Annotated in this window: 13 protein-coding genes; 7 read left to right on the plus strand and 6 right to left on the minus strand. The window is 43.5% G+C overall.

Annotated features, from left to right (window positions below):
* The first annotated feature begins 294 nt into the window (after positions 1 to 294).
* Together ACEN2L_RS19895 and ACEN2L_RS19900 are read left to right on the plus strand one after the other, a co-directional pair.
* Complete coding sequence (locus ACEN2L_RS19895; RefSeq protein WP_306020791.1) at positions 295 to 480, plus strand: hypothetical protein; 186 nt, start codon at positions 295 to 297, stop codon at positions 478 to 480.
* A 119-nt stretch (positions 481 to 599) separates the two neighbouring features.
* Positions 600 to 1,592, plus strand: coding sequence for a sensor domain-containing diguanylate cyclase (locus ACEN2L_RS19900; RefSeq protein WP_441745843.1), 993 nt, complete (start codon positions 600 to 602; stop codon positions 1,590 to 1,592).
* Between the two features lie 58 nt (positions 1,593 to 1,650).
* Here ACEN2L_RS19900 and ACEN2L_RS19905 read toward each other — a convergent pair whose 3' ends face one another.
* The 6 genes from ACEN2L_RS19905 to ACEN2L_RS19930 all read right to left on the minus strand — a co-directional run bounded on the left by ACEN2L_RS19905 (position 1,651) and on the right by ACEN2L_RS19930 (position 6,516).
* Positions 1,651 to 2,340 carry a VIT1/CCC1 transporter family protein gene (locus ACEN2L_RS19905; protein WP_441745844.1) on the minus strand — a complete coding sequence of 230 codons (690 nt, stop codon included), beginning with the start codon at positions 2,338 to 2,340 and terminating at the stop codon, positions 1,651 to 1,653.
* Between the two features lies 1 nt (position 2,341).
* Positions 2,342 to 2,875, minus strand: a complete 534-nt coding sequence (locus tag ACEN2L_RS19910; protein ID WP_441745845.1) for a cytochrome b — start codon at positions 2,873 to 2,875, stop codon at positions 2,342 to 2,344.
* Between the two features lie 273 nt (positions 2,876 to 3,148).
* Positions 3,149 to 3,811 carry a crotonase/enoyl-CoA hydratase family protein gene (locus ACEN2L_RS19915; RefSeq protein WP_441745846.1) on the minus strand — a complete coding sequence of 221 codons (663 nt, stop codon included), beginning with the start codon at positions 3,809 to 3,811 and terminating at the stop codon, positions 3,149 to 3,151.
* A 209-nt stretch (positions 3,812 to 4,020) separates the two neighbouring features.
* Positions 4,021 to 4,641 (minus strand): YigZ family protein, encoded by a 621-nt coding sequence (locus ACEN2L_RS19920; protein WP_441745847.1) that lies wholly within the window; start codon positions 4,639 to 4,641, stop codon positions 4,021 to 4,023.
* A 3-nt stretch (positions 4,642 to 4,644) separates the two neighbouring features.
* Positions 4,645 to 5,340, minus strand: a complete 696-nt coding sequence (locus tag ACEN2L_RS19925) for a phosphoglycolate phosphatase (RefSeq protein WP_441745848.1) — start codon at positions 5,338 to 5,340, stop codon at positions 4,645 to 4,647.
* The gene (locus tag ACEN2L_RS19930) at positions 5,341 to 6,516 is read right to left on the minus strand and encodes an NAD(P)/FAD-dependent oxidoreductase (RefSeq protein WP_441745849.1); all 1,176 of its coding nucleotides are present in this window, start codon (positions 6,514 to 6,516) and stop codon (positions 5,341 to 5,343) included.
* A 352-nt stretch (positions 6,517 to 6,868) separates the two neighbouring features.
* Here ACEN2L_RS19930 and ACEN2L_RS19935 point away from each other — a divergent pair, with 352 nt between their 5' ends.
* The 5 genes from ACEN2L_RS19935 to ACEN2L_RS19955 all read left to right on the plus strand — a co-directional run bounded on the left by ACEN2L_RS19935 (position 6,869) and on the right by ACEN2L_RS19955 (position 14,524).
* On the plus strand, positions 6,869 to 7,666 hold the full coding sequence (locus ACEN2L_RS19935; protein ID WP_441745850.1) for a substrate-binding periplasmic protein: 798 nt from the start codon (positions 6,869 to 6,871) through the stop codon (positions 7,664 to 7,666).
* Positions 7,667 to 7,937: 271 nt separating this feature from the next.
* On the plus strand, positions 7,938 to 10,268 hold the full coding sequence (locus tag ACEN2L_RS19940) for a putative bifunctional diguanylate cyclase/phosphodiesterase (RefSeq protein WP_441745851.1): 2,331 nt from the start codon (positions 7,938 to 7,940) through the stop codon (positions 10,266 to 10,268).
* Positions 10,269 to 10,548: 280 nt separating this feature from the next.
* Positions 10,549 to 12,498, plus strand: coding sequence for a TonB-dependent receptor plug domain-containing protein (locus tag ACEN2L_RS19945; protein ID WP_441745852.1), 1,950 nt, complete (start codon positions 10,549 to 10,551; stop codon positions 12,496 to 12,498).
* Positions 12,499 to 12,513: 15 nt separating this feature from the next.
* Entirely contained in the window at positions 12,514 to 13,632 is a 1,119-nt protein-coding gene (locus ACEN2L_RS19950) for an HmuY family protein (protein WP_441745853.1), read from the plus strand.
* A gap of 46 nt (positions 13,633 to 13,678) precedes the next feature.
* A complete protein-coding gene (locus ACEN2L_RS19955) occupies positions 13,679 to 14,524 on the plus strand; it encodes a heme/hemin ABC transporter substrate-binding protein (protein WP_441745854.1) in 846 nt (281 codons plus the stop codon).

Genomic DNA, 14,524 nt, shown 5'->3' on the forward strand with positions numbered 1-14,524 from the left:
GTACTTCGACATAAAACTACCAAACTTGCTTAGCAACATAAGCCCATCCCTATCATCGGCTCTGACCCCACAGGTCCACTCACTCTTCCGACAACATTCTGTAACAAAAATAAACTATAAAAAACAATAACTTAAAATCAGAAGATTACCGGAAGGTTAAAGTACATCGATTTATCTAAACTTCATTCCATCGAATTGAGCAGAACGCATTCTGTTCAAAAAAAGCCAAGTGCTAAAGGCAATTAGTCGTCTTTTGTAGTTGTAAAATAAACAGCAAATGTTGGAGAGAAATCAATGAAACTGATACTAGTCATTTATATCGGCTTGCTTACCTTGTTGGGCTATGTGGTTCAACTAGGTTTACCCACCCAGAATTTAACACTGGCCTTTATCGCACTGAACATCGTTTTTTTACCCATCATCATCGCTTACTTGCTCAAGTTTTATTTCACTTTCTCACTACGGCATAAAAATTACTAATAAAAACATATACTTAAGATAAGAAGACGACCAGAAGCTTAGCACTTCAACGTCCTACTAAAGTGACGTAAGTAAACAAGTCTTCGTGTAAATAATGTGCGTAAGTTAAGGAAGTAACGATGTCTGACTTTAAAAAAATAAAAACGTATGACGCATACAACACTGAGCAAAACTCGATAGTAGAGCGTTTTGCTATTCCACTGTCCAACGCCAAAATGGGCTCGTTTATCAGCATGATCAATGTCATCGCAGAGGGGATTTTTGTGGTGAACGCCGATGGCGTTATCGAAGTCATCAACCCTATCGCAGCCAAATACTTTGGTAACTCACAAGATAAATTAGTCGGACAAAAGTGGTTTCATTACTTGCATGACCGTCACCGTGAACATTACGAATATATTTTTTTAAATTGGAAAGACAACAATAAACTTCCTCTTAATCACGGTCCTAAAGAGGTTTTGTTAAATCGCGCCGATGGCTCGTGGTTAGAAGCGGATTTATCGATTTCATGTTTGCCAGAAAGCCTAACTGAGAATGCCCCACTATTTGTTGGTGTAGTGCATAACCTAACCAGCCATAAAGCGGAATATAGCGAATTACGCCGCCAAGCGAGCACTGATCATTTAACGGGCTTAGCCAATCGTTTTAACTTAGAAAAAACCCTAAATTCGAGCTGGAACGACTGTTTAATGCATGCTCAGCCACTGAGTCTAATATTGATAGATGTGGATTATTTCAAACACTTTAACGACCAATTTGGTCATGTCAATGGTGACAAATGTCTACAGCGAATTGCGCAAACTATTAATAGTTGTCTGCCTTCACGAGATGCCCTAGCTGCCCGCTTTGGCGGCGAAGAATTTGCGATTATATTACCGCGTAGTCATGCACCAAATGCTGAAACAGTGGCCAGGCGTATTCAGCAACAAATTAGTATTCTTAATTTTAGTGATTTAGGCTTGCCTGCCAACTTTAGAATAAGTGTGAGCCAAGGTATTGCATGTGAGCACAATGGCCAATACCGCACCCCTGAAGCATTGATATGCGCAGCGGATACCGCGCTTTACCGCGCCAAGTCAGAAGGCAGAAACAGAATTAACCTAAGTTTATAACGATCAACATCCTTGGCCAATGGTGGCGGATGACACTCCGCCCCTTGGTCTTTTTTATTTAGACTGTCACTTCAAACAACTGACCAATGCCCATCGACACCAGCATTGCCAGCGCTCCCCATATTAGCACCCGCAATGCAGCCTTAGTTTTTGAGGCACCACCCACATGGGCAGACACACCGCCTAATAAAACCAGTGAACCCAGCGAAATAATAATAATCGTTGGGATCAGGTTTTCCACCGAAAATAACAGCACAGTAATAAGTGGCAGGGCGGCACCCGCAGAAAATGATAACGCAGAAAATAATGCGGCCTGTAAAGGATTACCTTGCGCTAACTCGGTTATACCTAGCTCATCACGTGCATGACTGCCAAGTGGGTCAACTTCCATTAATTTCTTGGCCACAGTAAGGGCTAACTCACTGTCTAGCCCGCGTTTCCGATAAATCGTAGCAAGTTCGTGTACTTCGGCCGTCCAGTTTTCGTTTAGATGTTGTTGCTCGAGTGCAAGCTCGGCTCGTTCAATGTCGGTCTGTGAACTCACAGATACATATTCACCGGCTGCCATTGACATTGCCCCTGCCACCAACGCGGCTAACCCCACTAAAAACAAATGGTCTGCAGCAACACCTGAGGCCGCAATACCAACCACTAAACTGGCGGTTGATACAATGCCATCGTTTGCGCCCAGCACAACGGCTCTAATCCATCCAATACGTTCAGCTTTGTGTTCGTGATTGTATTCCATGTTAGCCCTTAAACTTCAGCATTCGTTTCAGTGTGCCGTCTTTCTTAATAAAATGATGAAACAATCCAGCAACAGCATGAATACCAATCAATACGTAACCCAGCTTACCCATGGTTTCGTGAATTTCTTCAATTTGAAGGGCCAATTCTTTGTTTTCCTCAACTAGTTGCGGCAAAGACCATGAAAAAATGTGAATAATATGCCCTTCGGCACTCACTAATGTCCAACCCAGCAGTGGCATTGCGATCATCAGTCCATACAACGCAAGAAACATTAACTTAGAGGCCCACTGTTGAAATGCACCATAGGTTTCACGCTCAGGAGTAGGTGTCACTAAACGAACTAATATGCGAAACCAAACCAAGGTAAAAATCGACAAACCCAATAGGTAGTGCGTGGTTTTAATTAAATCACGAGCTTCGGTTCCCCTTTCAAACAGACCGCGCAATTCAATACTGGCATACACACCAGCCAATAAAATTAACATCAGCCAGTGCAACCACACGGATAGAGGTGAATATTGCTTTTGCATCATCGATTTCCTTGTAGACCAAGTGCTTGATACTAGAACATGGACCAAGCATGTTTGTGTTAACGGATTCGTAAACTGAGTGCATGTTACCAATGAATTATGATTGTACGCTTAAGGTTTTTAATAAACAGGCACGATTCTGTTTATATTTGAGTGTGATAAGCCGATAGCGACGGGATGTTTAATAAGTTAGCTATTGTTCACAATAGATAATAACGATGAACAAAAATTAATATTGTCCATCGTCATATTGAGCCTTAGTGACGCTGAGTTGGCTTAAAAACCTCTTGTTTGACTCATCAAGGTAATTTCATCTGCGCGCATGTATAGTTTATTTTCTTTATATTGCGCTGCTGGCAATGCACCGAGTTCAACCGCTTTTTGGATGGCGCGCTCAATGACTTTTTCAGCTTCAACCGTTTCATCTAACATGCCTATTTTTGCAGCCGTTTCAGGGTCGTAACCCCGTGACTGAATAATAGCTTGAGAATGATGCCGTGGGTCGATATGGGTTTTGGCCAAAATTTTAAGAATGGGCGCAAAGCGCATACCAATTTCAGTTTCAGGTAATTTAAGCGAAAAGTTACCTTGGGCCCCTATCCGATAATCAGCAGCTAACAACATAAATACACCCATGCCAATGGCATGCCCTTCACAAGCAATGACCAGCGGTTGCGGGTGGCGATACATTTTTTCGGCTAAGGAAAAACCGGCCAGAAACATTTCGTTAGCCACATCCATACCTTGTGCCACTACTTTTAAATCAAAACCCGCTGAAAAGATACCGGGATTACCACAGATCACCACGGCTTTGGCTTCGGACTCAGCCCGCTCAAGAGCCTCAATCAAAGATTCTGCTAACACTTTTGTAATTGGATTAACCTTGCCGTTATCCAATGAAATTTTGGCAACCCCATTGTCCATTAATTCAAATTTCATTTTGTGCTCTTCTGCTTAACTTCATGTGGTGTTAACTATACTCGAAACACCCAGCAAATTTACATGCAAGTTGTTAATTATTTTAACGTTAATGACTTATTCTGGTGCGTGGCTGTTGAGCCGATGTATCAACGAAAAGCAAGGTAGCTAAACATTTCAGTGAGGTAACAAAAAATTCAAAAAGATAAGAGCCAAGCGATCTAAGCCAATCAATCCACAAGGCTAAGCTCTACCTTACCTGAGGTGATATTGATTAATTCACGTTTAAATACACTCAGCTCAGCACTCGCGATGGCTAAGCACACGCTAACGCGCTGATCATAGCTAGCCTGAATGTCGGCAGCGTCAAATCGCCCTAATAGGCGCCCCACCGCACCGTCATGCTCATAGTCATAAACGAGTTTTAAGTCAGTTCGATTGACTTTTGTTGTTGTTGGCAAGATTTTCAATACTTCAGTAACCGCATCAGAATACGCGCGCTGTAAGCCGCCTGTCCCCAATTTGGTGCCACCAAAATAGCGCACCACTGCCACCACAATATCACCTAAGCCACTGTGCTGAAGTACTTTAAGCATGGGCATTCCTGCTGTGCCGCTGGGTTCGCCGTCGTCACTCATGGAACGCACGGTTGTACTTGGGTGCCCGGCAATGTAAGCCCAGCACACATGGCTGGCTTGCGGGTGCTGATCTCGTAAAGAGCGAATAAAAATTTCTGCTTCGTCTCGATTAGCCGCCTTAGCTGCAAAAGTCATAAACTTGCTGCGTTTAACGTCTAATTCTATACCAACCTGAGAAGCTGGCACGCTATAGCTAAGATGCGTCATAGGCATTTACTATCCATGCTCACCGACAAGCCCTAATATTATCAATAATTCATCCAGTTGCTGCGCCACAAAGTCAGGGCGAGACAAGGCTATCGACTCACCATGGTTGTAGCCATAACTCAAGCCAAAGGAGCGACAACCCGCATTTTTGGCTGTTTCTATATCGTGTTTTGAATCACCCACCATTAGTACTTGCTTACTCTTGAGCTGGTATTTGTTTAACAACCAGGCCAATGCCATCGGATCAGGCTTTTTACGGGCAAAGGTATCGCCACCGATAATGTCCACAAAGCAGTGTGCTATATGCTGCTGGGTCAAAATAGCGGGTAAAAATTGACTGGGTTTATTGGTCAATAGCGCCATGTTAATGCCTGCCTGATGTAAGGCAGCTAGTGTCGTGCTTACCGTAGGATATAATTTGCTATTTTTGTGCTCTGTTTGGGCATAAAACTCATCAAATAACTGCCTTGCTCGTAGACACAATTCAGGCGCGAGTTCGGGCTTAACAACAATATTTTGGCTCAAAGCGCGGGCAAGTAAGGTATCGGCACCATTACCTACAAAATCACGCACTTGCGCTTCGCTCACACTCGGCTGACCTAGGGCCTGCAAGGTTTGGTTGGTGGCAATAGCAAGATCAGGCACGCTATCAATTAAGGTTCCATCTAAATCAAACACCACCAGTTCAATGTCAGACAATTTCACTTAAACCACTTGCCCCGCAACCCAACCGCTGCTCCAAGCCCATTGAAAATTGTAGCCACCCAGCCAGCCAGTAACGTCCATCACTTCACCGATAAAATAGAGACCTTTGACGTTTTTCGCTTCCATGGTCTTTGATGATAATTCGTCGGTGTCTACCCCGCCCAAGGTGACTTCTGCGGTACGGTAACCTTCGGTGCCATTAGGTTTTAGCTGCCACTGATGAAACGCTTCGGCCACTTGCTGTAACTGTTTGCCTTGGTATTGCTTAAGCGGTTTATTATCAATACCCAAATAGCCTAAAAAGGTCTGTACATAACGTTTAGCGTAGTGCGCAGCAAGGGCTGTACTGAGCAGAATATCCGGTTGTTGCTGTAATTGTTTTTGCAGCTCAGCGTTTAAATCGCCATGGGGGAATAGATCAAATTCGACCGCTTGGCCGGGCTGCCAAAATGACGATATTTGTAATACCGCTGGACCACTTAAGCCGCGATGAGTAAACAGAATATTTTCGTTAAAGCTGCTGTCGTTGCAGCTTGCTCTGGCATCGAGGGATATTCCGCTGAGTTCGGCTAGTACGCTTTTGTCTTGCTCGTGTAAGGTAAAGGGCACTAAACCGGCTCGAGTGGGCAATACCTTTAAACCAAATTGCTCAGCCACTTTATAGCCAAAGGGGCTCGCACCGAGCTTGGGCATGGATAAACCGCCAGTCGCAACCACTAAAGATTCGCATTGGTACTGCACGCCAGCAGATGCGCCTTGGCTGGTTTCAAGCACAAAACCTGAATCAATCTTTTCAATACTCAAAATCTCGCATTGGTTGGTGACGCTGGCCCCGGCATTTTCACACTCAGCCAGTAACATCGTTAAAATATCTTTGGCGCTATCATCACAAAATAATTGGCCTAAGGTTTTTTCGTGATAAGCAATGCCATACTCAGCAACAAGGCCTATGAAATCCCACTGGGAATAACGGCTCAAAGCAGATTTACAAAAGTGCTTGTTACTCGACAAAAAATTTTCGTGACTGGCATACATATTGGTGAAATTGCAGCGTCCGCCACCAGACATTAAAATTTTACCGCCTATACGCTTAGCATGATCAAGCACAGCAACCGAGCGGCCACGTTTACCCGCTTGTGCCGCACAAAATAGCCCAGCAGCACCTGCACCAATCACAATAACATCGACTTGTTTTTTCAGAATCAGTACTCTTTCTTCATAATAAGTTGGTAACTAGCATTACATATGCTTTGGTAAGGCATAATTCTACCAGCTTCTGAGCAACATTTGGCACTGAGTTTATACGCTTCTGACGATTGATAAAAAGCAATCAACTGAAAATTTGACCCGCGCTATTTAATACAAAAACGCCCTGACTGAATAACAGAGATTTGCATGTGTTAAGCGTTTATGATAATTGATTAATACTAATGCCTGGGCACATTCTTAGATACTCAATGGGAAACTTAACCCCCTACGACAAAGACATTAGTGCAAGCCATTTTTGTTTGCTACGAAGGACAGTTCAATGCGCAATTACTTACCCATCTCCTACGCAATTTTTGCTCTTTTTCTTGCGTTTTTAAGCAAACATGTTCTGGCACAGGAAGTTAAACCAGCAAAGCTTGATTGGTGTTTTGACAATATTAATGGCGCCCATCAAATGCTTGGCTCTCCTCCTAAACCCAGCGGCAAAAGTGTTGAATTAATGCAGTACCTCGCCACAGAAGTTGGCTTCGAGATCAGACATTTAGCGCCTATTCCCTCGGCCCGTTGTTTGTTACTCATTCAAAAAGGAGAGGTGGATATAATGACTAATCTGGTCTATCACCCAGCTTTAGCAAAATCATTGTATTTGTATCAATACCTTAAAAATCAAAACGCTATCAAGTTTGTGGTACTAGCAGATTCTAATTACACCATCGACTCTGTTGATGCTCTGATGGCTCTCGATTTTGCTTTGGTTCGTGGCTATGCTTACGGTGACAGATTAGAAGACATATTTAAAAAGACTAACGGTTCTTCCACATTTTTTGTCAACTCTGCAGAGGTTGCCCTAAACTTATTAAAGACTAGACGCGTTGATGGCGTGTTACTTCCGTTGTCCAACACCTCGAATATTGAACAGCAAAATCAAGAGCAGCATCTTTTTAGGCACCTTGATCTACCTGACGAATTGAATCCAGTTGGAGCAGTGTATGTCGGCTTGTCGAAAAAAAGTCAGTACACACACTTAGGTCCCGCTATTGAGTCGGCTTTGAATAAAGCGGTCAAAAATGGCTTTATCGAAACACTACTAACAAAAAACCGCGCCAGTGGGCCGTAATAATATTAACAATACCCTGTTCGAAGGTATCCTTGCAGGCTCAATGCTTTTTAGTGCCCAGCGATTCTAAGGGGCGATTAAGACTGTTGGGCGAGCCGACAATAAATCCGTTTAAATCGGTATATTTTTTAACATAATAAAGTGACATCTTTTTAGCACTTAACTACATTTAATTTTCTGGTATTTTTATGGGCCATTAGGCTAATGATTCGTTTACGTAGTCTCGGAGTGTCGTATCAAATTAAGTTCACTGATCAGTAAACCTCTTAACATGCTGCAGTCATGTTGCAATGACCCCACTGCTGATTTAAAAACTCAACATTACTACCGTTACCGTCAGTTTATCGCGGTGTTAAATGTCATCCCATTAGCTAGTTTTGCCACTTACTTTATTGCTGGCTTAGGGCTAGTAACAACTTGGCAGCAAATCAACCTTTGGGCTCTTGGGGTTTGGGCGCTTTTTTTAATCATCATTGCAAGCATTAACTTAGTGTTATGGCGACGATTTGTTTGGCACAAGATCAAACCCCATAATATTAACGTGCTCAGTTGGATATTGACCTTCAATCTAGGTGTCGCAGCCTTACTGTATGCCTCCTTATGCCTTGCCCTGTTTGGTTTATTTGAAGATCACCATCGCATTCTTTTGGTTGGTACTGCTGCTGCATTTTCTGCTACAGGATGCTGGATGTTTGCTAGCATGCCCATCGCTGGTGTTTTATGGGGCGCTTTACTGCCAGGCATCTTAGGTATCGGTTTACTGTTTTTTTACTCTGACAGGCATGGCGATTTGGGGCTCATATCACTGCTGTATTCGTTATTTCTTATCGTTACGGTATTGGTCACCTCCCGCAAATTTGTTACCTCATTAATAGCGGAAACTAAAATCGAACAGCAGGGTGAACTCATCAGCTTGTTACTCCACGATTTTGAAGAAAATGCCAATGACTGGTTGTGGGAAATAGACAGCAAAGGTTTTTTACGCCATGTTTCTGTTCAATTAGTTAATTCATCTGGCAAAACTGAAAAAGAGCTAAAAAAACAGCCCGTAGCAGACATTATCAAAACGTTTTTGGCAGTAAATAACGAGTATAGCCAAACTGAATTTGAGAAAATTACAGACGCTCTGGCAAAGCCGGTGGCCTTTAACGATCTCCGGTTAAAAGTTAACGTTAATGAACAGCAAAGGTGGTGGTCTTTAAAAGCGAAGCCGTTGTTTGATGAGCGTAATCGATTTGTAGGGTGGCGCGGCGTAACGTCAGATATTACCGCCGCCTATAGTCGCGAATTGGAGATGACAAGGCTGGCCAATATTGATTCATTAACGGGTTTAGCTAATCGCTATCATTTTTTAAATGTCCTAAGGGACTTGGTGCCCAACAACGCCGACGTTACGCCATGTTATTTAATGATGCTAGACCTAGACAATTTTAAAATAGTAAACGACTCCTTGGGCCATTACGCAGGCGACCAATTATTAGTCCACTTGGCTGAGACATTGGGTAAAATTATTCCGCCATCCGCCCTACTCGCTCGTTTAGGTGGTGACGAATTTGCCATTATTATGCGAGAAGGATTAACTCAGGAAAGCGCCACCATTTTTGCACACCATTTACAGTTTGCTATTGCTAAGCCCTTTACCTTGCAAGAATACAAAATAGAAATGAAGGCAAGTATTGGTATTAGTTTTGCGCCGGATGACCAATGTACTGCGGCTGATTTATTAAATGCTAGTGATATCGCGCTATATGACGCTAAAGAAGCGGGCCGGAACAAGCTAAGCTTCTTTAGCCCACAACTGCAAAAACGTGCTTTATTCAAACAAAAGCTGCTTATCGATTTAAAATCCGCCATTGTTAATCAGCAATTTTTTCTTCTTTATCAACCACAAATCGATTTGGCCACTGGCCAATTAGTTGGTTTTGAAGCCTTAGTAAGATGGCAACACCCTACCGAAGGACTCATTTCGCCTGATGACTTTATTCCACTAGCAGAGACCAGCAAATTGATCATTGAGCTTGGGGCTTGGGTATTGCAACAAGCATGCAGGGACGCTGTTGTATGGCCTGAGCATTTACGAGTGGCGGTCAATGTTTCAGGGGTGCAGTGCGAAGATATAAGGCTACATAAACTCATTCATCAAGCGTTGGTTGATTCTGGATTGGCTCAGCATCGCCTGGAACTGGAATTGACTGAATCCGCTTTGATGAATCAAAGCAGCGAATTATTAGGTGTGTTAAGTGAGTTTCGCCAAGCTGGCGGTACCGTGGCTATCGATGATTTTGGCACTGGGTTTTCATCTTTTTCTTATTTGCATTCTTTTCCCTTAGACAAACTCAAAATAGACCGGTCTTTTGTCAAACTTTTAGGTTTTGAACAGAGCAATAACAAAGCCGAAGCGATCGTGCAGTCAATCATATTATTAGCAAAATCTCTCGACCTCAGCCTAACTGCAGAGGGTGTGGAAACCCCGCAACAACAAGTATTTTTAACTAAACTCCATTGCGATTTAGCCCAAGGTTACCTATTTTCAAAACCTATTAGTGCCGAACGCGTCACCGAATACATCGCGGAATTTGCTCCAGCCCCACCCCATATTTAACAGACACAGTGCAGTAATTATATTGTTGAAGCTCGCCTATTTGGGAGCCCTTAATCCGACTAAGCTGGTAGACATTGCATAGCACTTAAGTGATTGACCTTGCCTAATCATCCTTTTGCTCATCTTACAAAAGCCTCATCTCCTCCTAAGCAATTGATTAGTAACATTAATAGTGATTACCTAAAATATTTTAATACCAAAATTTTCGATTGTGCTTGACCGTTAGCAGGGTACTTGTGATAGATTAAATGCAAATGAGAATAGTTAGCATTTAGATTAGATGAAAAAATACCTTATTACTTGTCTCCTGTTGTATATCAATCACAGCCTAGTAGCACATGCTGGCGATATGGAAACATTGGTTGTTACTGGCACTCGTGCAGAGATATCTCAAGCACAAAGCCCTGTCAGCATTGATGTTATTAGTGCAGCACAGTTGCAGCAAGTGAGCCAAGGGACCCTAGCGAGCGCCCTAAATTATATTCCTGGCATTGTAACTAAACGCAATGCAAAAGACGGTTATACCGTGCAAATGCAAGGCTTTGATGGTGACCATGTATTAGTGTTACTGGATAGCCAACCCCTAATCTCACCAACAGGTGCGGCGGTTGACCTTGATCAAATCAGTGTGGTGGACATTGAAAGAATTGAAGTATTACGGGGCGCAGCTTCAGTGCTGTACGGTAGCTCAGCAATGGGTGGTGTCATTAATATTATTAGCCGTAAACAGCGTAAAAATCGTCTTACAATGCATTATCAAGGCAGTAGTTATGCCAACAATGCGATAGATTCAGGCGATATTGCTCATCAGCTTCAATTGGATGTCAATCAACAGTTAGGCGTATGGCAAGCCAATTTTAATTTACAAAAAATCGATGACCCCGGTTTTGATTACGATGCAACAAGCCTTGCGCAAAGTGCCCCCAGCAACGATAAATCCTTTGTCAACGTTGGTTTAAGTCGCCAACTAAACGACATTACGCTAGGGCTAAAAAGTCGTTATTTAAGCGAAGATAAATATAAAGTGCGATACGCCTTACCTGGGCAAAACAGCAATATCGGGTATTTGTCGAAAGTAAATCAATGGCAACAAGATGTCAGTCTAAGCCAAGCTCAGTGGTGGAAAGTACAAGGCCGCTATATTCAGCACAATGAAACCAGTGGCGATTCAAATGGCTTACGCGATGCAGATATTACCTTGGCAGAAATTGATAGCCAATATCAATGGAGCCTCGATTCTCTTGATTTTATCTCTGGCTTGGTGCTACATCGCGATGAGCTATATCAAGAGAAACACCCTAATTCGCCAAGTGAATCAGCAACGATTGAAATAGACAATAAAAGTCGAAATAGTGTTGAAGCCTACACACAAGCAGGTTGGCAGTGGGATGAGCACTCACTATTGGCAGGTATTCGTGTTCAGCAAGATAGCGATTTTGGTTGGCATTCAGCACTGCGGATAAACAGCCTGTATAACCTAGCTAGCACCGATGACGCTCAGTGGCAATTTCGAGCCGGTGTAGGGCAAAGTTATCGAGTCCCCACCCTGAAAGAACGTTTTTACATTTTTGATCATAGCAATCTTGGTTACATGGTGCTGGGCAACCCAGAACTTCAGCCCGAAACGGCGCTCAGTAGCAATCTCGAAGTAAGCTATCAACGATCTTTAACTGAGCCATCCAAGCACTTATCTTTAAGCGCTAATTTACACTACAGCAAAGCCAACGATTTTATCGCGACCTTGACCGACGTTGAGGCCTCAAGCACCAGTGGATTGCTGATCTCGCGATATTACAACATCAATCAAGCTTACATAAAAGGGCTTGATTTAACAGCCAAACTAAACTGGGGCGAACTCGATTATCAGCTCAGTTACAGCTTTTTGCATGCCACAAATAACAAGAGTGAGCACCTAAGCGACAGACCTACTCACCAAATTAAAGCCAATGTGAACTGGCAACTTCCCTACGACTTCAATGCATTAGCGTATTTGGTGTATGAAAGTGGCGAATATCCCACTGCGGAGCAAGTGGGTGTTGCTAGGGATCATTGGACAAGCCTTAACCTCAATATCAGTCAACAGTTTAACCAAAATTGGCGCTGGAACGCTGGCATCGACAATCTGTTTGACAACCATCAAAACAGCAATGCGATCGCGGCTGGCTTGTTAGATGTGAGGCCCCTTTCAAGCCGACGTATCTTTGTTGGCATGTCTTATCAATTTTATTAACTATAAGGAATACATATGAAAATCAGTTATTTAGCAAGCCTCACCTTGGTGATATTTCTCAGTGCCTGTGGGAGCTCAAACGACACGGCTGAAACACCCAATACGCCTGAGCCTGCTGATCCGGTAGTGACAGAAGGCACAATTGCTGGCCCCTTTAGCACCGGCTCAACCGGGGACCCTAAGACGGTATATTTTGATTTAGAAGCGGGGCTTGTGGTTGATTTAACTGATGAGCAAGCGCGGAATGACAGCTCATGGGATGTGGCATTTAACCGCACCAAAGTGTCATTAAACAAACATGCAGACAACACCGTAGGTATGTATTTTACCGCCGTTAACAGCGATTTTTTCGCAGACGATAGCAGCCCAATAGCAGAAAAATTTATCGCCGCTAACGCTGAATCTGAACTAGCGGATTATCTGGCAATAAGTGCCAGCGACATACCTGCAGACGAAGCGTTTACTGGTGATTCTGAAGAGAATGTCATCGGCGCTAAATTTTATCATTATGATATGACCACCCACGTGGTGAGCGCCGCTGATGACCAGTATTTTATCGTCAATTCTGATGACGCTTTTACTAAATTTAGAGTAAAAGCCCTCACCACCGCAGGACGTACCATGTCGTCAATCACCTTGGGTGTTCAGCACCAAAGTGCCTTAGACGGTCAAACTGAATTTTCTACTGAAACCGACCTTGTGATAGACACATCTCAATGCAGCGATGATATCTATGTGGATTTTGATCTTGGCGCCAGTTTATCGCTTAACGATGCTTGGGATATCACTTTACCCTGCGTGACCATTGACGATGTAACAGGCGCAAATTTCTCTATTCATATTGCGCCAGACGCTACCGCCTTACGTGATACCGAAAACACTTATACCGGTATTGATAGTCAAGCCTTAGCCTATTATGGCTTTGTGTCTGATGTTACCGAGCAACTGGCCTTTGATAGTGCGCCTTGGTATCAATATGGTTTAGATGGTGGACATCTGTTGTGGTCGCAATACGGGGTGTATGTGATTAAAACCAACACCGCCTATTACAAACTGCAAATCACCAGCTATTACGATGAAGTAGGTACCTCTGGTAACTACAGTTTCCGTTTTGATCCGCTAACTACGCAATAAACCCTTGGCGAACCGAGGTTCGCCGTTCAACTAACACGAGTAATCTATGTTCAGGACATTGTTATATTTTTTCATGTTTGTATCGGGGATAGCCCATAGCGGTCAAACTATGCGCCTTGTTAGCGCCGGTGGCAGCATCACAGAAATTATCTACGCCTTAGATAAACAAGACCTTATTGTGGCGACGGATAGTACCAGTTTGTCCCCAAGTGCCGCTCGAAACCTTCCCAAACTGGGTTATTTTCGGCAATTGAGTGTTGAGGGTGTATTAAGCTTTCAACCGACTCACTTGATCGGAGCACAAGCTACCGGACCTGAAGAACTTGCCGAACAACTGCGCGCGGCAGGCGTTTCGGTAACCATTTTAGGCGAGCAACGCAACCTAGGTGGCTTATATGACATGATACGCGACGTGGCTGTGTTAGTTGATGCACAAGACAAAGCACAACAGCTGATTAACGCTATTGATAAAAAGGTCGCTGCACTGAAAATTCAAGCACATGCTCTTGCTCCATCCACCGCTTTGTTTGTGATGTCCACAAGTGAAAGGGGGCTAACCGTAGCAGGTGGCAATACGGTTCCCCAGGCCTTATTTGACGATGCCGGCATAGTGAATGCTGCGGCTAATATGAAAGACTATAAGGTGATGGATAATGAGTCTATTTTACGGGCTGACCCTGACTTAATTTTTGTTGCCAGCCACAATGTTTATAGTGAGCAAGCTAGATTGGCTTTGTGCCAACACCCCGCCTTAAAAGCGACAAAGGCCGGCAAAAACTGCAACATTACCACCATGGAAAGTAGCAGTGCGCTGGGTTTATCACCTAGGTATCCAGAGGCGCTACAAGCCATAATTGCCAAAGCTGCATTGATAGAAAAACAGGTCGACTAA

This window comes from Flavobacterium sp. W21_SRS_FM6 (genome assembly GCF_052119645.1).
GTDB lineage: Bacteria > Pseudomonadota > Gammaproteobacteria > Enterobacterales > Alteromonadaceae > Paraglaciecola.